18 protein-coding genes are annotated in these 17,972 nt (G+C 67.1%); 4 read left to right on the top strand and 14 right to left on the bottom strand.

Annotated features, from left to right (window positions below; genetic code table 11):
• Positions 1 to 17 precede the first annotated feature (17 nt).
• Entirely contained in the window at positions 18 to 692 is a 675-nt protein-coding gene (locus NYO99_RS19830; protein WP_268169033.1) for an RlmE family RNA methyltransferase, read from the bottom strand.
• 20 nt (positions 693 to 712) lie between these two features.
• Between NYO99_RS19830 and NYO99_RS19825 the strand changes: the two genes are divergently transcribed.
• Positions 713 to 1,186: a YhbY family RNA-binding protein gene (locus NYO99_RS19825; protein WP_268169032.1), complete on the top strand. Its 474-nt coding sequence runs from the start codon at positions 713 to 715 to the stop codon at positions 1,184 to 1,186.
• On the opposite strand, the gene NYO99_RS19820 is transcribed toward NYO99_RS19825, so the two are convergent.
• The 6 genes from NYO99_RS19820 to NYO99_RS19795 all read right to left on the bottom strand — a co-directional run bounded on the left by NYO99_RS19820 (position 1,164) and on the right by NYO99_RS19795 (position 7,867).
• A complete protein-coding gene (locus tag NYO99_RS19820) occupies positions 1,164 to 1,610 on the bottom strand; it encodes a DUF4149 domain-containing protein (RefSeq protein ID WP_268169031.1) in 447 nt (148 codons plus the stop codon). The genes NYO99_RS19825 and NYO99_RS19820 overlap by 23 nt on opposite strands.
• On the bottom strand, positions 1,610 to 2,086 hold the full coding sequence (gene greA / locus NYO99_RS19815; protein ID WP_268169030.1) for a transcription elongation factor GreA: 477 nt from the start codon (positions 2,084 to 2,086) through the stop codon (positions 1,610 to 1,612). The genes NYO99_RS19820 and greA overlap by 1 nt, the downstream gene beginning before the upstream one ends.
• 86 nt (positions 2,087 to 2,172) lie before the next feature.
• Positions 2,173 to 5,448: a carbamoyl-phosphate synthase large subunit gene (carB, locus tag NYO99_RS19810; RefSeq protein ID WP_268169029.1), complete on the bottom strand. Its 3,276-nt coding sequence runs from the start codon at positions 5,446 to 5,448 to the stop codon at positions 2,173 to 2,175.
• Positions 5,449 to 5,472: 24 nt separating this feature from the next.
• Entirely contained in the window at positions 5,473 to 6,114 is a 642-nt protein-coding gene (gene leuE / locus NYO99_RS19805; RefSeq protein ID WP_268169028.1) for a leucine efflux protein LeuE, read from the bottom strand.
• Between the two features lie 10 nt (positions 6,115 to 6,124).
• A complete protein-coding gene (gene carA / locus NYO99_RS19800; protein ID WP_268169027.1) occupies positions 6,125 to 7,285 on the bottom strand; it encodes a glutamine-hydrolyzing carbamoyl-phosphate synthase small subunit in 1,161 nt (386 codons plus the stop codon).
• Positions 7,286 to 7,465: 180 nt separating this feature from the next.
• Entirely contained in the window at positions 7,466 to 7,867 is a 402-nt protein-coding gene (locus tag NYO99_RS19795; protein ID WP_268169026.1) for a GlcG/HbpS family heme-binding protein, read from the bottom strand.
• A gap of 92 nt (positions 7,868 to 7,959) precedes the next feature.
• Between NYO99_RS19795 and NYO99_RS19790 the strand changes: the two genes are divergently transcribed.
• Positions 7,960 to 8,652, top strand: coding sequence for a Bax inhibitor-1/YccA family protein (locus NYO99_RS19790; RefSeq protein ID WP_268169025.1), 693 nt, complete (start codon positions 7,960 to 7,962; stop codon positions 8,650 to 8,652).
• 107 nt (positions 8,653 to 8,759) lie between these two features.
• Here the strand turns inward: NYO99_RS19790 and NYO99_RS19785 are convergent, their stop codons facing one another.
• From NYO99_RS19785 to surE, 6 genes are all read right to left on the bottom strand, one after another.
• Positions 8,760 to 10,274 (bottom strand): glycoside hydrolase family 5 protein, encoded by a 1,515-nt coding sequence (locus NYO99_RS19785; RefSeq protein ID WP_268169024.1) that lies wholly within the window; start codon positions 10,272 to 10,274, stop codon positions 8,760 to 8,762.
• 175 nt (positions 10,275 to 10,449) lie between these two features.
• Positions 10,450 to 11,802: a 23S rRNA (uracil(1939)-C(5))-methyltransferase RlmD gene (gene rlmD / locus NYO99_RS19780; protein WP_268169023.1), complete on the bottom strand. Its 1,353-nt coding sequence runs from the start codon at positions 11,800 to 11,802 to the stop codon at positions 10,450 to 10,452.
• Between the two features lie 34 nt (positions 11,803 to 11,836).
• Positions 11,837 to 12,850 (bottom strand): RNA polymerase sigma factor RpoS, encoded by a 1,014-nt coding sequence (gene rpoS / locus NYO99_RS19775; RefSeq protein WP_268169022.1) that lies wholly within the window; start codon positions 12,848 to 12,850, stop codon positions 11,837 to 11,839.
• A 44-nt stretch (positions 12,851 to 12,894) separates the two neighbouring features.
• Positions 12,895 to 13,791: a peptidoglycan DD-metalloendopeptidase family protein gene (locus tag NYO99_RS19770; protein ID WP_268169021.1), complete on the bottom strand. Its 897-nt coding sequence runs from the start codon at positions 13,789 to 13,791 to the stop codon at positions 12,895 to 12,897.
• A gap of 58 nt (positions 13,792 to 13,849) precedes the next feature.
• Positions 13,850 to 14,653 carry a protein-L-isoaspartate O-methyltransferase family protein gene (locus tag NYO99_RS19765; protein ID WP_268169020.1) on the bottom strand — a complete coding sequence of 268 codons (804 nt, stop codon included), beginning with the start codon at positions 14,651 to 14,653 and terminating at the stop codon, positions 13,850 to 13,852.
• A gap of 4 nt (positions 14,654 to 14,657) precedes the next feature.
• Complete coding sequence (gene surE / locus NYO99_RS19760; RefSeq protein WP_268169019.1) at positions 14,658 to 15,401, bottom strand: 5'/3'-nucleotidase SurE; 744 nt, start codon at positions 15,399 to 15,401, stop codon at positions 14,658 to 14,660.
• Positions 15,402 to 15,494: 93 nt separating this feature from the next.
• On the opposite strand from surE, the gene NYO99_RS19755 reads away from it, so the two are divergent.
• Both NYO99_RS19755 and NYO99_RS19750 read left to right on the top strand, forming a co-directional pair.
• Positions 15,495 to 16,472, top strand: a complete 978-nt coding sequence (locus NYO99_RS19755) for an NADPH:quinone oxidoreductase family protein (RefSeq protein WP_268169018.1) — start codon at positions 15,495 to 15,497, stop codon at positions 16,470 to 16,472.
• Positions 16,473 to 16,572: 100 nt separating this feature from the next.
• Entirely contained in the window at positions 16,573 to 17,319 is a 747-nt protein-coding gene (locus tag NYO99_RS19750) for a LuxR C-terminal-related transcriptional regulator (protein WP_268169017.1), read from the top strand.
• 69 nt (positions 17,320 to 17,388) lie between these two features.
• On the opposite strand, the gene NYO99_RS19745 is transcribed toward NYO99_RS19750, so the two are convergent.
• On the bottom strand, positions 17,389 to 17,943 hold the full coding sequence (locus tag NYO99_RS19745) for a carboxymuconolactone decarboxylase family protein (RefSeq protein ID WP_268169016.1): 555 nt from the start codon (positions 17,941 to 17,943) through the stop codon (positions 17,389 to 17,391).
• Positions 17,944 to 17,972: the final 29 nt, after the last annotated feature.

The following is a 17,972-nucleotide window of genomic DNA, read 5'->3' as shown; positions in this document are numbered from 1 at the left end:
GGGGGCAACCCCTGCCGTCAACGGTTTTTCACCCCGATGCCGACCAAGAATGTCTCGGACGAGCGTTCACGCGAGGCTTTGGGCTTCACAACCTTGACGGTCTTGAACTGCGCGCGGAACAACTGCACCAGTTGGTCGTAGCCGCTGCCATGGAACACCTTGGCCACCAACGCCCCCTCCGGCTTGAGATGCTGGCCGGCGAAATCCACAGCCAGCTCGATGAGGTTGGCGATGCGCGCACCGTCCGTGGACGCGATGCCCGACAGGTTGGGCGCCATGTCCGACACGACCACATCCACCGGCCGCCCCGCCAGCGCAGCCTCCAGTTGCGCCAGCACAGCATCCTCCTGGAAGTCGCCTTGGATGAACTGCACGCCCTCGATGGGCTCGAAGTCCAGCAGGTCCAGCGCAATGATGGTGCCGTTGAGTTGACCCACCGCTGCCCCGCCCTGCCCAGCCTCCTTGGGCGCGAACTTGCGCCGCAGGTACTGGCTCCAGGCGCCGGGCGTCGCACCCAGGTCGACGACGACCTGGCCCGGGCGGATCAACTTGAGCTCCTCGTCGATCTCCTTGAGCTTGTAGGCCGCGCGCGATCGGTAACCGTCCTTCTGCGCCTGCTGGACGTAGGGATCGGTGACATGGTTGTTCAACCACGCCTTGTTGAGCTTCTTGCTTTTTGTCTGCGTTTTCATGCCTACGGGATAATACGGTGATGCCTCAAATCAATCTGACACCCGCCCAGCGCAAGGACAAGCGCGCCGACGCCCACCATCTCGACCCGGTCGTGATGATCGGCGGCGACGGCCTCACCCCTGCCGTCGTGAAGGAAACCGACGCCGCGCTCAAGGCCCATGGCCTGATCAAGGTGCGGGTGCTCGGCGACGACCGCGCGGCTCGCGAGGACATGTTCGCCAAGCTCTGCGACGAACTGAACGCCGCCCCCATTCAGCACATCGGCAAACTGCTGGTGCTGTGGCGCCCGATGCCGGAGAAAGCGGTCGCCGAGCGCGCGGACGCCAAGCCGGGCCCGCGCATCGTGAAGATCGTCAAGTTCTCCAAGAACGGCAATGGCCGCCCCCAGGTCGCCAAGCTCAAGGTGCTGGGCAACGAGCGCGTCGCGCAGGGCGGCGAGATCAAGCGCGCCAAGCGGCGCATGACCAGCGTCAAGAAGAACGTCGCTGACTGATCCACGCGAGGGCCAGCACCGCCAGGCCCTTGACGCCGAACAGCGCCAGCGAAGCGCCATGCAGCGCGCCGAAGGACGCCACGCCGACGCCGGCCTTCGCGTCCGCCATCAGCGGCTGTAGGCCGTAGTAGCCGGCAATGGTGCAGAACAGCGCCATGGCCGGCAGCAGCAGCCGCGCTGAGAACACATCGACCGTTGCGCCCGCAGCCTCCGCCGCGTCACGGGCGAGTCGGCGCTCGAGCAACATCAGGATCACCGCAGCGACCAGGCTCGCCTGCGCCTCCACGGCGAACAGCCGGCCGACAAACAAACCGGCATCAGCCCGCGGCAGCACCGCGAAGGCACTCGGCGCCGCGGCGAGGGCTACACACAGCAAAAAGCCGCCCCAAAGGGCGGCCAGCAGCGCCTGCAAGCGGGCGAACATCACTCGTAGCGGACGTTGATGATCTCGTAGCGGCGCACGCCGCCCGGGGCCTGCACCTCGGCCGTGTCGCCGGCTTCCTTGCCGATCAGCGCGCGGGCGATGGGCGAGCTGATGGAGATGCGGCCCAGCTTGATGTCGGCCTCGTCGTCGCCGGTGATCTGGTAGGTCACGGCGTTGCCGCTGTCCTCGTCTTCCAGATCCACGGTGGCACCGAACACCACGCGGCCTCCGGCGTCCAGCGTCGACGGGTCGATGATCTGCGCGACGGACAGCTTGCCTTCGACTTCCAGGATGCGGCCTTCGATGAAGCCTTGCTTGTCCTTGGCCGCGTCGTACTCGGCGTTCTCGCTCAGGTCGCCCTGGGCGCGCGCTTCAGCGATGGCCAGGATGACGGCCGGACGCTCCACCGTCTTCAGGCGGTGCAGCTCTTCCTTCAGCGCCTCGGCGCCGCGCTTGGTCAGGGGAATGGTGCTCATAGCTCTATCAGGGTCAGGCAAAAAAGAGACCGCCGCTGCGATCCGGAGAGCCCGGACGGCGGCGGCGGAATCAGTGGTCGCGGAGTTTAGGCGAGTTCGGCGTGCAGCTCTTGCAGGGATTGCACGAGCAGGCCGTCCTGGTGCTTCATGCCTTCGACGGCGGCTTCGCAGCCAGCCATCGTCGTGTAGTAGGTGACGCGGTTGGCCAAGGCGGCCTGGCGGATGTAGCGGCTGTCGGCAATCGCCGTGCGGGTTTCGTCCACGGTCGTGAAGACGAGCTGGATGTCGCCACCCTTGAGCGCGTCGACGATGTGCGGGCGGCCGTCCTTGATCTTGTTGATCAGCTTGACCGGAACCCCGGCTTCCGCGATGGCCGCGGCCGTGCCCTTGGTGGCCACGATGCCGAAGCCCAGCGCATGCAGGTCCTTGGCGATGGCAACCGCACGGGCCTTGTCGCTGTTCTTCACGGTGATCAGCACATTGCCCGAGCGCGGCAGGCGCGAACCAGCGCCGATCTGGCTCTTCAGCATGGCTTCGCCGAAGGTCTTGGCCGCGCCCATCACTTCGCCGGTCGAACGCATCTCGGGGCTGAGGATGGGGTCCACACCCGGGAACTTGTTGAACGGGAAGACGGCTTCCTTGACGCTGTAGTACGGCGGCACCACCTCTTGCGGCACACGGCCCTTGCGGTCGCGCTGGTCAGCCAGCTTTTGGCCGGCCATGCAACGCGCGGCAATCTTGGCGAGTTGCTGGCCGGTGGCCTTGGACACGTACGGCACCGTGCGCGAGGCGCGCGGGTTCACTTCCAGCACGTAGATCGTGCAGTGGGCCAGCCCCTTGGCGACGTCGCCCTGGATGGCGAACTGCACGTTCATCAGGCCGACCACCTTCAGCGCGCGGGCCATCGCGGCCGTTTGACGGCGCAGTTCGTCCTGCACGTCGGCGGCCAGCGTGTACGGGGGCAGCGAGCAGGCCGAGTCACCGGAGTGGATGCCGGCCGCCTCGATGTGCTCCATGATGCCGCCGATCATCACGTCGGTGCCGTCGGAAATGCAGTCGACGTCCACCTCGACGGCGTCCTGCAGGAAGTGGTCCAGCAGCACGGGCGACTTCTCGCTGACCCGCACGGCTTCGCGCATGTAGCGCTCCAGGTCCTTGTCGCCGTGCACGATCTCCATCGCGCGGCCGCCCAGCACGTAGCTCGGGCGCACGACCAGCGGGTAGCCGATCTCGTTGGCCAGCGTCACGGCCTGCTCTTCGGTGCGGGCGGTGCGGTTCGGCGGCTGCTTCAGGCCCAGCTCGTGCAGCAGCTTTTGGAAGCGCTCACGGTCCTCGGCGATGTCGATGCTGTCGGGCGTCGTGCCGATGATGGGCACGCCGGCGCGCTCCAGGTCCAGCGCGAGCTTGAGCGGCGTCTGGCCGCCGTACTGCACGATGACGCCGGCCGGCTTTTCCTTGTCGACGATCTCGAGCACGTCTTCCAGCGTGACCGGCTCGAAGTAGAGGCGGTCGGAGGTGTCGTAGTCGGTCGACACGGTCTCCGGGTTGCAGTTGACCATGATGGTCTCGTACCCGTCCTCGCGCATCGCGAGGGCCGCGTGCACGCAGCAGTAGTCGAACTCGATGCCCTGACCGATGCGGTTCGGGCCACCGCCCAGCACCATGATCTTCTTTTTGTCGGTGGGCTGCGCCTCGCACTCGGCGTCCGCACCTTCGTACGAGGAATACATGTACGCCGTCTGCGTGGAGAACTCCGCCGCGCAGGTGTCCACCCGCTTGTAGACCGGACGCACGGCCAGCGCATGGCGGCGCTCACGCACCGCGTGCTGGTTCGTGCCTAGCAGCTTGGCCAGACGCTTGTCCGAGAAGCCCTTGGTCTTCAGCAGGCGCAGCTCGGCTTCGGTGAGGGACTCCACCGTGCGGCCCTTCAGCGCGCCTTCGATCTGCACCAGCTGCTCGATCTGCGCCAGGAACCACGGGTCCACCGCAGTTTCTTCGTAGATCTCGTCCAGCGACATGCCCACGCGGAAGGCGTCGGCCAGGAACAGGATGCGCTCGGGGCCGGCTTCGCCGATCTCTTGCACGATCTCTTCACGGTCGGTCGAGCGCTCGGTCAGGCCGTCGATGCCCGTCTCCAGGCCGCGCAGCGCCTTCTGGAACGACTCCTGGAAGGTGCGACCCATGGCCATCACCTCACCCACCGACTTCATCTGCGTCGTCAGGCGCGAGTCGGCCATCGGGAATTTCTCGAAGGCGAAGCGCGGGATCTTCGTCACGACGTAGTCGATGCTCGGCTCGAACGAGGCCGGCGTCGCGCCGCCGGTGATGTCGTTCTTCAGCTCGTCCAGCGTGTAGCCCACGGCCAGCTTGGCCGCGACCTTGGCGATGGGGAAGCCGGTGGCCTTGGAGGCCAGCGCGGAGGAACGCGACACGCGCGGGTTCATCTCGATGACGACCATGCGGCCGTCCTTCGGGTTGATGGAGAACTGCACGTTGGAGCCGCCGGTGTCCACGCCGATCTCGCGCAGCACGGCCAGCGAGGCGTTGCGCAGCAGCTGGTATTCCTTGTCGGACAGCGTCTGGCTGGGGGCCACGGTGATGGAGTCACCGGTGTGGATGCCCATGGGGTCCAGGTTCTCGATGGAGCAGACGATGATGCAGTTGTCCGCCTTGTCACGGACGACCTCCATCTCGTATTCCTTCCAGCCGATCAGGCTCTCTTCGATGAGCAGTTCGTTGGTGGGCGAGAGGTCCAGACCGCGCTTGCAGATGGTCTCGAACTCTTCCGGGTTGTAGGCAATGCCGCCGCCCGTGCCGCCCAGCGTGAAGCTGGGGCGGATGACCATCGGGAAGCCGCTGCCGCCGATCTCGGCGTGGATCTGCTTCTGCACCGCCCACGCTTCTTCCAGCGAGTGCGCGATGCCCGACTTGGCCGACCCGAGACCGATCTTGGTCATCGCGTCCTTGAACTTCAGGCGGTCCTCGGCCTTCTCGATGGCGACCTCGTTCGCACCGATCATCTCGACGCCATACTTGGCCAGCACGCCGTGCTTGTGCAGGTCCAGCGCGCAATTCAGCGCGGTCTGGCCGCCCATGGTGGGCAGCACCGCGTCCGGGCGCTCCTTGGCGATGATCTTCTCGACCACCTGCCAGGTGATGGGCTCGATGTAGGTGACGTCCGCCGTGTCCGGGTCCGTCATGATCGTCGCCGGGTTGCTGTTCACCAGGATGACCTTGTAGCCCTCCTCGCGCAGTGCCTTGCAGGCCTGGGCGCCGGAGTAGTCGAACTCGCAGGCCTGGCCGATGATGATCGGGCCGGCGCCGATGATGAGGATGCTCTTGAGGTCTGTACGTTTCGGCATGGCGGTCTGCGCTCTTGGAACTTTTTAGAGGGTGGCCGTGGCCAGCTTGGCCCCGAATCCAACGAAAAGGGCTCCGACGCCGGCATTGGCGGCGCCCGAGAGTCGACGCCGCGCACGGAAGGCCGCCGCAAGGCGGGCGCCGGCAAAGATCAGCGTCGAGAGATAGACAAAGCTCAGCACCTGGATGATGGAACCCAGGATCAGGAAGGTCAGCGCGGGATGCGGGTAGGCCGAATCGACGAACTGAATGAAGAACGACAACAGGAAGGCGATGGCCTTGGGGTTCAACAGGCTGACGACCAGCGCTTTCTTGAAGGGCTGCGCAGCGCCCACCACGCGCGGCGCGTCCGCGGCCTGCGGTTCACCGCGCCAGCTCTTCACACCACCGCGCAGCAGCTGCACGCCCAGCCAGGCCAGGTAGGCCGCGCCGACCATCTTCACGACGAAGAAGATCTGCGGGCTGGCCATCAGCAGCGAGGCCCCGCCGGCCGCGGCCGCCGTCATCAGCACCGTGTCGCCGACGAACACGCCGCACGCAGCCGTGTAGCCGGCGCGCACACCGCGCTGCGCGGCCACGGACAGCACGTACAGCGAATTGGGCCCCGGCAGCAGGATGATGAAGATCGCCGCTGCGAGGTAGGTGCCGAGGTCGGTGATGCCGAACATCTGCGCGCCCTCAGGCCTTGGACATCAGGCCGATGAAGCGGTCGAACAGGTAGGCAATGTCGTGCGGGCCGGGGCTGGCCTCCGGGTGACCCTGGAAGCTGAAGGCCGGCTTGTCGGTGCGCGCGATGCCCTGTAGCGTGCCGTCAAACAGGCTGATGTGCGTGGCGCGCAGGTGGGCCGGCAGCGTGTCGGGGTCCACCGCGAAGCCGTGGTTCTGGCTGGTGATGCCCACGCGGCCGCTGTCCAGGTCCTTCACCGGGTGGTTGGCACCGTGGTGGCCGAACTTCATCTTGAAGGTCTTGGCGCCGGAGGCCAGCGCCAGGATCTGGTGACCCAGGCAGATGCCAAACACCGGAATGCCGGACTCGATCAGGGTGGCGGTGGCCTGGATGGCGTAGTCGCACGGCTCCGGGTCGCCAGGGCCGTTGGACAGGAAGATGCCATCCGGGTTCAGCGCGAGCACGTCGGCCGCCGGCGTTTGAGCCGGCACCACCGTGACCTTGCAGCCGCGCTCGGCCAGCATGCGCAGGATGTTGTGCTTGACGCCGAAGTCGTAGGCCACGACGTGGAACTTCGGCGCGGTTTGCGCGCCGTAGCCGCTGCCCAGCTTCCATTCGCTCTGGGTCCAGACCTCGCGCTCGCTGCGGCTGACGACCTTGGCCAGGTCCAGGCCCGCCATCGACGGCGCAGCCTTGGCTGCGGCCACTGCGGCGTCGACGTGCGCCTGCGTGACCGCTTCGCCCGCCGCCAGGGCCAGGATGCAGCCGTTTTGGGCGCCGGTCGTGCGCAGGATGCGGGTCAGGCGACGCGTGTCCAGGCCCGCGATGGCCACCGTGCCCTGCTCACGCAGGTACGCGTCCAGCGTCTGGTTCGCGCGGAAATTGGAAGCACGGACGGGCAGGTCTTTGACCACCAGACCCGCGGCATACACCTTGGACGACTCGACGTCCTCCGGGCTCACGCCGTAGCTGCCGATGTGCGGATACGTCAGCGTGACGATCTGACGGCAGTAGCTGGGGTCGGTCAGGATTTCCTGGTAGCCGGTCAGCGAGGTGTTGAACACCACTTCGCCGACCGTCTGGCCGGTCGCGCCGATGGACTGACCTCGGAACACCGTCCCATCCGCCAGAGCCAGGATTGCTTGAGGGGGATGGAGCAGGTCGGTCAGCACAAAGGGTCTCCGCAAGTGGATCGCGTGCCCAGCATCAACCCGTCAGAACGACGGGTCAACTTGTTGAAACCGAAGGGTTTTGGCGCCGGGCAGCGTAGGGTTCAGGTAAACCCATCGAGTATAGCCGACCCGGGTTAGTACGGAGGCTTCGTGTCCACTCTGCGACGGCTTCGTGACGCCTCAAAGTGCCGCGATACCGGCCTTGGCGATCTCCGCGTCCTCGCTGGACTTGACGCCGCTGACGCCCACCGCACCGACGACCTGCCCATCGACGAGGATGGGCACACCGCCTTCCAGCGTGCCGTACATGCCGGGCACGCTCAGGAAGGACACGCGGCCGCCGTTGATCATGTCCTCGTAGACCTTGGACTCGCGGCGCCCCAGCGCCGACGTGTGCGCCTTGGCCGGCGCGAACATGGCAGAACTGGGCGAGGCGCCATCCAGGCGCTGCAGCCACAGCAGATGGCCGCCCGCGTCGACGATGGCGATGGACACGGCCCAGCCCTTGGACAGGGCATGGGCTTCGGCGGCGGCGGCGATGCGCTTGACGTCGGAGAGTTCGAGTTGGGCTTGCTGTTTCATGGCCTTGCTTTCAAAGGGTCGGCCCCCAATGTAGCCCGCCAGCAGCGCCCTAAAATCCGCGCGGTTTCCCATTCGCCCCTCGGAGGTCTCTCATGAACGAAAGCATGCAAACCCACTACGGCTACGCCGCCCCGGGCCTTGCCGTCGACCGTCAGCGCGTACTGCGCAACACGTACTGGCTGCTGGCCCTGTCCATGGTCCCGACCGTGCTGGGCGCCTGGATCGGCGTCAGCACCGGCTTCATGGCCAGCCTGGGCTTCGGCATCAGCACCCTCGTGTTTTTCGTCGGCGCCTTCGGCCTGATGTTCCTGGTCGAGAAAACCAAGAACAGCGCCATGGGCGTGGTGTCACTGCTGGGCTTCACGTTCTTCATGGGCCTGATGCTGTCACGCCTGATTGCCCAGATCCTGGGCTATCGCAACGGCGCCAGCCTGATCATGACCGCGTTCGGCGGCACCGGCGCCATCTTCTTCGCGATGGCCACGCTGGCCACCGTCATCAAGCGCGACCTGTCGAGCATGGGCAAGTTCCTGTTCGTCGGCGCGATCATCCTGATGGTGGCGGGCATCGCCAACATCTTCCTGCAGTCCTCGGCCCTGCTGCTGACGCTGCTGGTGATGTCCATGGCGATCTTCTCGGCCTTCATGCTGTATGACATCAAGCGCGTGCTGGACGGCGGCGAGACCAACTACATCAGCGCCACACTGGCCATCTACCTGGACATCTACAACGTATTCCAGAGCCTGCTGTCGCTGCTGGGCATCTTCGGCGGCGAACGCGATTGATCGACACCACGACCGAAGGACAAAAGGCGGCCAGTGGCCGCCTTTTTTTTGTATGCAGCGCGCCGCCCACGCTGACGATGCAGCAGCAGGCGCACTGGCCACGCGCATCACTTGCCCGGCGTGTAGTTGCGCAGCACGAATGGCGCACTCAGCATCAGCGGCTGACCAACCTGGCCGATCTGCACCGACAGGCTCACCGTGCCAGCCGGCTGATCGACTTGCGCGGTGCCACTGAACACCACCGGCTCCAGCTTGCTCGTCAACACAGCCTGCCCTGACAGCACGGCTGTATAGGGCGGCGCGCCAAGTTGCAACGCCACCGGCACCTGCACCTGAGCCTTGGCGTCGTCGGTATCCAGCCGCGCCCACATCAGCACCTGCAGCTTGTCACCCTTGCGGATGTCGCCAGTGACAGGAGCGATGGCGCCGATGTCCCAGGCATTGGCCCGCTTGCCCTGCAGCGCAACGCGCAGGCATGCCTTGCCGGCCGCCTCGCAGGCCACCTGCTGGGTGGACTGGCCGTCACCGTACACCGACCAGGCAGTCACCTTGTTCACGTTGATGAGGTGGTCCAAGGCCGGATCGCTGCTGCGGGCAGCCGTGGCCGCCGGAGCCGGCGCGCCCGGCGACGGAATGAGCGCATTCAGGATGGGCTTGAACCAGCCATCCGCCTTCATGTCCCAGACGATGAAATCCGAATCAAACTGCCAGTAGCTCCAACCAAAGCCGCGCGCCTCGGCCGCGCGGGCGACGGTCGACGTCCACGCCACGCGGTGCGCGAGCGCGCCGGTCTCCAGCGCGCCGAACTCACCCAGCAGAATGGGCCGGCCATGCTTCTGTGCCCAGGCCTTGACCTTGTCGAAGTCCTTGCCAATCTGCTCGCGCTCGGCAGCACTGCCCCAGGTGATGCCAGAGGTGTTCTTGAACTCCTCCACCCAGCTCGCGCCCTGATGCGTGAACGGAAACGGCGAGTAGTAGTGGAAGGTCACGACCAGGTTGCGATCGGCCTCGGGCAGCTTGAGGCTGTCAAGGTGATCCATCGAGTTCCAGAACTTAGGCCCGACGACGACGCGACGCTTCGGATTGGTCTCGCGGATGATCTGCAGGTTCTCCGCCAGGATGTCGTTCCACAGCGGGTCGGCGGCACCATTGGGCTCGTTCAGGATCTCGAAAAGCACGCCGTCCGGCGCGTCCTTGTAGCGCGGCGCCACCTGGCGCCAGAAGGCCTTGAGCCTGCTGCGGCAGGTGTCAATGGCCTTGGCGCAGTCCATGAAGTTGTGCTGGTCGATGATGACCTGCAGGCCTGCATTCAGCGATGCGGCCAGCACCTCGTCGAGCTGCTTGAACCAGCTTGCCGGCAACTGGCCGGAGGCATCCATGTGCTCGAAGGCATGCAGGTTCACCCGCACATGGTCAAAGCCGCCGTCGCGGATGGCCTGCAAGTGCCGCATCTGGAAGCGCGCCTTGGCCGGCTCCTTCCAGATCGGGTCATAGCCCAGCACATTGACGCCGCGTTTGAGCGCCTGCGCCGGCAGGGCCGCACCCTGCGCCAGCGCGGTGGAAGCCAGGCTGAGCGCCAGGCAGGCAGCGCCGAGCAGGCGCGGAAGGTGGGTTTGCAACATGGCCAGCCTCTTGTCTCCGTGGGATGGCGCCGGTGCGGCGCTTGCGTGGCACCAACACTCGGCAGAATGAACTAAACAAAATTCACCTGTTTATTCATTCTTCCGCACAACCGAACGCCCGACTCCCCGGGTTGACCCGGGGCGCGAGCGTCACGCAGCCATGTTTACTAAACCGTCAACGGTCAAAGACCGCAATGCTCTCCACGTGAGCCGTGTGCGGAAACATGTTGACCGCACTGGCCGCCGTGCAGCGATAGCCCGCCACGTTGACCAGCAGGCCAGCATCGCGCGCCAGCGTGGCTGGGTTGCAGCTGACGTAGACGATGCGCTTGGGCGCCACCCAGCCGGGCGCGAGCGACGGGTCCTGGGCAATGTCGGCCACCGCCTTGGCCAGCGCGAACGCGCCCTCACGCGGCGGATCGATGAGCCAGCGGTCGGCCGTGCCGTCCAGCGCCAGCAGCTCGGGCGTCATGTCGAACAGGTTGCGCGCGACGAAGCTGGTCTTGTGCGCCAGGCCGTTGGCCGCGGCGTTCTCGCGCGAGCGCTGCACCAGCGTCTCGCTGCCTTCGATGCCCAGCACCTCACGCGCCTGCGTGGCCAGCGGCAGCGTGAAGTTGCCCAGGCCGCAGAACCAGTCGATGACACGGTCGTCCTTCTGCACTGCCAGCAACCGAAGCGCGCGGCCCACCAGCGCCGCGTTGATGTGCGGGTTCACCTGCGTGAAGTCGGTCGGCTTGAACGGCATGGTCACGCCGAACTCGGGTAGGCGGTAGGCCAGTTGCGCGCCGCCTTCATCCAGCAGCTTGACGGTGTCCGGTCCCTTGGGTTGCAACCACCACTGCACGCCATGCTCGGCGGCGAACGCGCGCAGCAGCGCGATGTCGCCGTCTGGCAGCGGGTTCAGGTGGCGCAGCACCAGCGCGATGACCTCATCGCCCATCGCCAGCTCGATCTGCGGCAGCCGATCGCGCTCGGCCATGCTGGCAATCAGCTCGCGCAGCGGCATCAGCAGGTCGCTGACCACCTTGGGCACGACCTTGCAGACCTGCATGTCGGCCACGTAGCGGCTCTTGCGCTCGTGGAAGCCGATCAGCACGACGCCCTTCTTCTGCACGTAGCGCACCGAGAAGCGCGCGCGGTAGCGGTAGCCCCAGGTCGGGCCTTCGATGGGCCGCAGCAGCACCTCGGGTCTCACCTTGCCCAAATGCCACAGCTGGTCTTCCACGACACGCTGCTTCACGGCCACCTGCGCGCCGGCCTGCAGGTGCTGCATCTTGCAGCCGCCGCAGGCACCCGCGTGCAGGCCGAAATGCGGGCAGCCCGGCGTCACGCGCAGCGGGCTTTCCTTCTTGATCTCGGTGAGCTGGCCCTGCTCCCAGTTGTTCTTGCGGCGGGCAATCTGCGCCTTGACGATCTCGCCCGGCAAGGCGCCGTCGATGAACACCACCTTGCCTTCGGCGTTGTGCGCCACGCCCTGCGCTTCAAGCTCGATGCTTTCGACCTTGAGCCATTCCGTTGTCTGAGTCATAGGGCCGGGATTATCCCGGCTGAGCTCGATGGCGCTAGAAGATGCTGTCGCGGTCGACGCCGTGCCGCATCATGTTGCGCTTGAGCTTGGCCAGCGCCTCGATCTGGATCTGGCGGATGCGCTCCCGCGTCAGCTTCAGGCGGATGGCCAGCACGTCCAGCGTCTCGGGCTCGCGGTCGGACAAACCGTAGCGCCCAGCCAGCACCTCGCGCTCGCGGTCGCTCAGGCTGGCCAGGCCGTGCTGCAGCAATTCCTCAACCTCATGCGACAGCCGCAGCCCCATCGGGTCAACCGCTTGATCGTCGGCGACGAGGTCGACCATGGACTCGCCCCCCTCGCCGTTGCGGTCCACCGGCGAATCCAGTGAGCTGGGCTGCTCGGCATACGCCAGCAACTCGGCCACCTCATCGACAGGCCGGCCCAGCGCCTGCGCCACGTCCTCGGCGCGCACGCGCCCTTCTGCCCCCTGCGCGCTCTGCAGCGCCTCCAGCGCGCGGCGCGCCTTCAGCACCTGGTTGAGCTCGCGCACGATGTGCACGGGCAGCCGCACAAGACGGGCCTGGTGCATCAGCGCACGCTCGATGCTCTGGCGAATCCACCAGCTGGAATAAGTGGAGAAGCGGAAGCCCCGCTCCGGCTCGAACTTGCCGATGGCGTGCATCAGGCCGAGGTTGCCTTCCTCGATGAGGTCACTCATCGGCAGGCCACGGCCCAGGTAGTTCTTGGCGATGCTGACGACGAGCCGCAGGTTGTGCTCGATCATGGCCTGGCGCGCCTGGAAATCACCGGCACGCGCAGCCGTGGCCGTCTCGAACTCCTCCTGCGGGGTCAACAGTGGCGTGCGACGGATGTCGCGCAGGTAGGCCTGCAGCGCGTTACCCAGCTCGACCTCATGGTTGCTCCCGTTGCGCAGCGCCTGCGCGTCCTCGTCGGGAGCCTCGGCGCCGGACTCGGTGTCGCCATTCATGGCGAGCATCACGGCGGGCTCGTGCACCGCACCGGCATGGCCATCGCGGCCGTTCGGCAGGGTGGGCGCAGCGCGTTTCATGACGTGATCGCTGGCCCGGAGTGCTGGGATGCTGAGCGGTCGACTCAGCGCGCCGGCAACAGCTTGGCCGGATCGACAGGCTTGCCGAGCTTGCGCACTTCGAAGTGCAGCTTGACGGTATCGCTCTCGGTGGAACCCATCTCGGCAATCCTTTGGCCCTTGCGAACCACTTGGTCCTGCTCGACCAGCATCGCCCGGTTGTGGGCATACGCTGTCAGGTAGGTGTTGTTGTGTTTGATGATGACCAAGTTGCCGTAGCCACGCAAGCCCGAACCCGCGTAAACCACGCGCCCGTCGGCCACCGCCAGCACCGCATCACCGGGCTTGCCAGCGAAGTCCAGGCCCTTGTTGCGCTGTTCGTCAAAGCCTGCGGTGACGGGATTGGCCACCGGCCACCCCCAGGCGAGCGTGTCATCGTCCGCAGCACTGTCCTTGTCCTTGTCCTTGACCGCCGGCTCCTTCGCCGCCGTGACCGCCGCGCTCGATGCCGCGCTGGCCGATGCTGCGGCGGGCTTGGCGTCCAGCGGCCGGGCCTCGGCCCGAGGCGCGCTGGCGATCGGACGGGCGGCGACTGCGGCTGCATCCACGCCAGGCGGCACCACACGCAACACCTGGCCCACCTCGATGCGGTTGGGGTTCTCCAGGTTGTTCCACTTGGCGACGTCGCGCCAGCTCTGGCCGTTGTCCAGCGCGATGCGGATCAGCGCATCACCCGGCTTGACCGTGTAGTAGCCCGGCTTGCCGGCATTCTCGGCGCCGGGGGCTGGCTTGGGTTCAGGGGCCGTCGGTGCTGGCGGCACCGGAGCGGATGCGGGCGCGGCCGTGCGTGCCGGCTGCGGGTTGCGATCCTCGACGGGAGCCGGCTTCTTGGGCGACGAGACGCAGGCGCTGAGCAGCAGCGAGGAGGCGAGGACAGACAGGAGGCGCAGGCGTTGGGACATCGTGAGTGGCACGTTGGGGGCCACCCGGATTGTGTGGCGCGGTGCGCCAGCGGCCCCGTCAGACGACGCCGGATTTTAGGGGGACGAACAGCACCGCCTCGTGCTCGCTGCGCAGCCAGCGGCTGACGCCCCCATCCACCACATGGTCCAACACCACCAGCACCTGCCCGCGCCCACCCGACGAGGTCGGCGCGATGAGCCGGCCGCCGGGCGCGAGCTGCTCGGTCCAGGCGGGCGGGATGTCTTCACCGCCAGCCGCCGCGATGATGCTGTCAAACGGCCCGCTGGGCGCATGGCCCACCCGCCCGTCACCCCAGACCAGCCGCGGCGCCCGCGGCAGCGCAATGCGCTGCAGGTTGAGCCTGGCCTTGTCGTGCAGCCCCTGCAGGCGCTCGATGGAGGTCAGCTGCCGCGCCAGCATCGCGATGACGGCAGCCTGGTAGCCGCAGCCGGTGCCGATCTCCATCGCCCGCCCCAGCGAGCCGCGCTCACGCGCCGAAGGGCCGGCCATCAGCAGGCCCAGCATGTGGGCCACGACGGAGGGCTTGGAGATGGTCTGGCCATGGCCGATGGGCAGGGCCGTGTCTTCGTAGGCCTGCGCGGCCAGTGCGCTGTCGACGAATTCGTGGCGCGGCACGGCGGCCATCGCGGCCAGCACGCGCTCATCGAACTGGCCCTCGGCGCGCAGCCGCTCCACCATGCGCCGCCGCACGGCACCGCCGTCCAGGCCAGTGCCACTGGGCCGCGCCAACCGGGCCGCGTCGCGCGTGGCCTGGTGCAGGTGGCGCTGCGGCATCAGCAGCTCCCGCTGGGGCGCGGCCGCCGGCTTCAGACTGGCCGGGAAACGCTTGGGCGTGGACATCGGGTCAGAGACCCAGGCGCTGCGCCCAGGCGCCCAGCGACGCATGCTCGGTCAGGTCCACCTGCAGGGGCGTGATGGACACCTGGCCGTTGGCCGTGGCGTGGAAGTCGGTGCCCTCGGCGGCATCTTTCGCGTCACCGGCCGGGCCGATCCAGTAGATCGTCTCGCCGCGCGGGTTGACCTGTTCGATGATGGCCTCGGCCGAATGGCGGCGCCCCAGCCGCGTGATCTTGCGCGGCAGGCTGTCGGCATCGGGGCGGTTGGGGATGTTGACGTTGAGCAGGAAGCTCTGACCCAGGCCGCCGGCAATCACCTGCTCGACGATGCTGCGCGCCGCGCGCGCGGCGGCATCGAGCTCCACCCAGCCCTTCTCGGCCTGCGAGAACGCGATGGACGGGATGCCGAACAGATAGCCCTCGGTGGCGGCGGCCACGGTGCCGGAGTAGAGCGTGTCGTCGCCCATGTTGGCGCCGTTGTTGATGCCCGACAGCACCAGGTCGGGCCGGTAGCCCAACAAGCCACTCAGCGCGAGGTGCACGCCGTCCGACGGTGTGCCGCTGACGTAGCGGAAGCCGTTGGTGGCACGGTAGACATTCAGCGGGCGGTTCAGCGTCAGCGAGTTGGACGTGCCGCTGGCGTTCTGCTCGGGCGCGATGACATCAATCTCGCCCAGCCCTTCGCACGCCTTGACGAGCGCCGCCAGGCCCGGAGCAAGGTAGCCGTCGTCGTTGGAAATCAGGATTCGCATGGGCTGCGATTGTAGGGAGCGCGTCACCTGCGAGACCGGGTGTAACCCCCTTGATTCCTATCATGGCCGCTCCATTCCACGAGGAGACAGAAGATGAAGGCATGGGTCTGCGAGAACCCGGTGGGCGTCGAGGCGCTGCAGTGGCGCGAATTGCCTGCCCCGGCGCTGGCGGCGGGCCAGCTGCGGGTGAGCGTGCGCGCCGCCAGCCTGAACTTCCCCGACCTGCTCATCGTGCAGAACAAGTACCAGATGAAGCCACCGCTGCCCTTCGTGCCGGGCACGGAGTTCTCGGGCGTCGTCACCGAGGTGGGCGACGGCGTCAAGGGCTTCGCCGTGGGCCAGCGCGTGGCTGCGTTCGGCGGGCTGGGCGGCTTTGCGACCGAGGTCTGCATCCCGGCCATGCTGGCCATGCCGCTGCCCGACGCGTTCAGCTTCGAGGACGCCGCCGCCTTCATCTGCACCTACGGCACCAGCCACCATGCGCTGCTGGACCGCGGCACGCTGCAGGCCGGCGAGACCGTGCTCGTCCTCGGCGCGGCGGGCGGCGTCGGCACAGCGGCCATCCAGATCGCCAAGGCTGCAGGCGCCCGGGTCATCGCCGCCGCCAGCAGCGATGCCAAGTGCGCCGCCTGCCAGGCATTGGGCGCCGACGCCACCATCAACTACAGCACGCAGAACCTGCGCGACGAGCTCAAGGCGCTCACCGAGGGCAAGGGCCCGGACGTCATCTACGACCCGGTCGGCGGAGACATGGCCGAGGCTGCCTTCCGCTCCATCGGTTGGCGGGGACGCTACCTCGTCATCGGCTTTGCGCAGGGCGCCATTCCGGCCCTGCCGCTGAACCTCGCGCTGCTCAAGGGCGCATCGTTGGTCGGTGTGTTCTGGGGCGAGTTCGCCAAGCGCGAGCCGGGCCGCAACGCCAAGATGCTGGGTGAGCTGGCAGCCTGGTATGCAACCGGCAAGATCAAGCCCGTGCTGGACCGCGTGATGCCGCTGGAGCAACTGCCCGCCGCCTTCGCGCGCATGGCGGCGCGCGAGGTGGTCGGCAAGTTGGTTCTTACCCACGCTTGAAGCCTGAACCGGGGGCGTTGCCCCCCGCAGTCTCGGCCCGTTGTGACCAGAGGGCTGCGCTACATTGCCCAGTCGACACGACAGCCGCTGTTGCTCCGCCATGACCGTCAAAGTCCTCATCATCGAAGACAACCCCGTTGCCCGCAGCTTCCTGTGCCGCGTGGTGCGCGAGAGCTTCAGCGATGCGATGGAAATCACCGAAGTCGGCGATCTGGAGAACGCGCGCCGCCAGGTCGCCAAGCTCGCCGGAACTTCGCCCGATGCCGGCTTCAAGCTCATCCTGGTCGACCTGGAACTGCCTGACGGCAACGGCATGGAGTTCCTGACGGAGCTCTCCGGGTCGCCGGCACTGAAGATCGTCACGACGCTGTATTCCGACGACGACCACCTCTTCCCCGCGCTTCAGTGCGGCGCCGACGGCTACCTGCTCAAGGAAGACCGCTTTGAGGTCCTGGTGGAAGAGTTGCAGCGCATCGTGCGCGGCCAGCCACCGCTGTCGCCGGCCATCGCGCGCCGGCTGCTGTCGCACTTCCGCCCGTCGTCATCCGGCGACAGCGGCACCATGCCGCTGAACTCCGGCTTTGGCGCGCTCTCGTCGTCGCATGCGCCGTTCAGCAACAGCCGCAGCGTCGCGCTGGACCCGCCGCCCGAGTGGGAGCGCCTGACGCCGCGCGAGAGCGAGGTGCTGACCTACCTGAGCAAGGGCTTCACGATCAAGGAGATCGCGAACCTGATGGGCATCAAGTGGTTCACGGTCAACGACCACATCAAGTCCATCTACAAGAAGCTCAACGTCAGCAGCCGCGCCGAAGCGGCCGTGCTGGCATCCAAGCAAGGCTTGGTCTGACCCGCCTGCGACAGGCCCGCTGATCTCCACCCACAAGGCCTCGGCATGCCCGAGGCCTTGTTGTTGGCGTCAGGCCGAGCGCAGCTTCACACCGGGGAAGTCCACCGGCACGGCGAACGCGATGTTCACGTAGTTCGTGAACAGGTTCAGCGCCACGTGCGCCAGGATCTCGACGATCTGGCCGTCGCCGAAGCCCGCCGCGCGCAGCGCCGCGACATCGGCATCGCCGACCTGGCCGCGCTGCTCGACGAGCTTCAGCGCAAAACGCAGCGCAGCGGCCGTCGCCGGGTCGGCCGATTCGCCGGCCTGGGCGGCGCTCATCTCTGCTGCCGACGCGCCGGCCTTGCGGCCCAGCGCCGTGTGCGCGGCCAGGCAGTACTCGCAGGCGTTGCGGTCGGCCACGGCGACGGCGATCTGCTCGCCCAGCTTGGCCGGGATGCTGCCGCCGCCTTGATCCGAAAGCGCGCCGAAGAAGCCCCACATCGCCTGCAGCGCGGCGGGCGAGTTGGCAACGGCGCGGAACATCGCGGGCGTGGCGCCGAAAGCCTTGTGCACGGCATCCAGCAGCGGACGGCTGGCGGCGGGGGCATCGGCGGCGGAGACGAGGGGAATGCGGGAGGTCATGGAATCACCTTTCGGTTGCAGTACAGGAA

Origin of the sequence: Roseateles hydrophilus (assembly GCF_026712245.1) — a bacterium.
GTDB lineage: Bacteria > Pseudomonadota > Gammaproteobacteria > Burkholderiales > Burkholderiaceae_C > Pelomonas > Pelomonas hydrophilus.
This window is presented reverse-complemented; position numbering and strand designations above follow the sequence as displayed.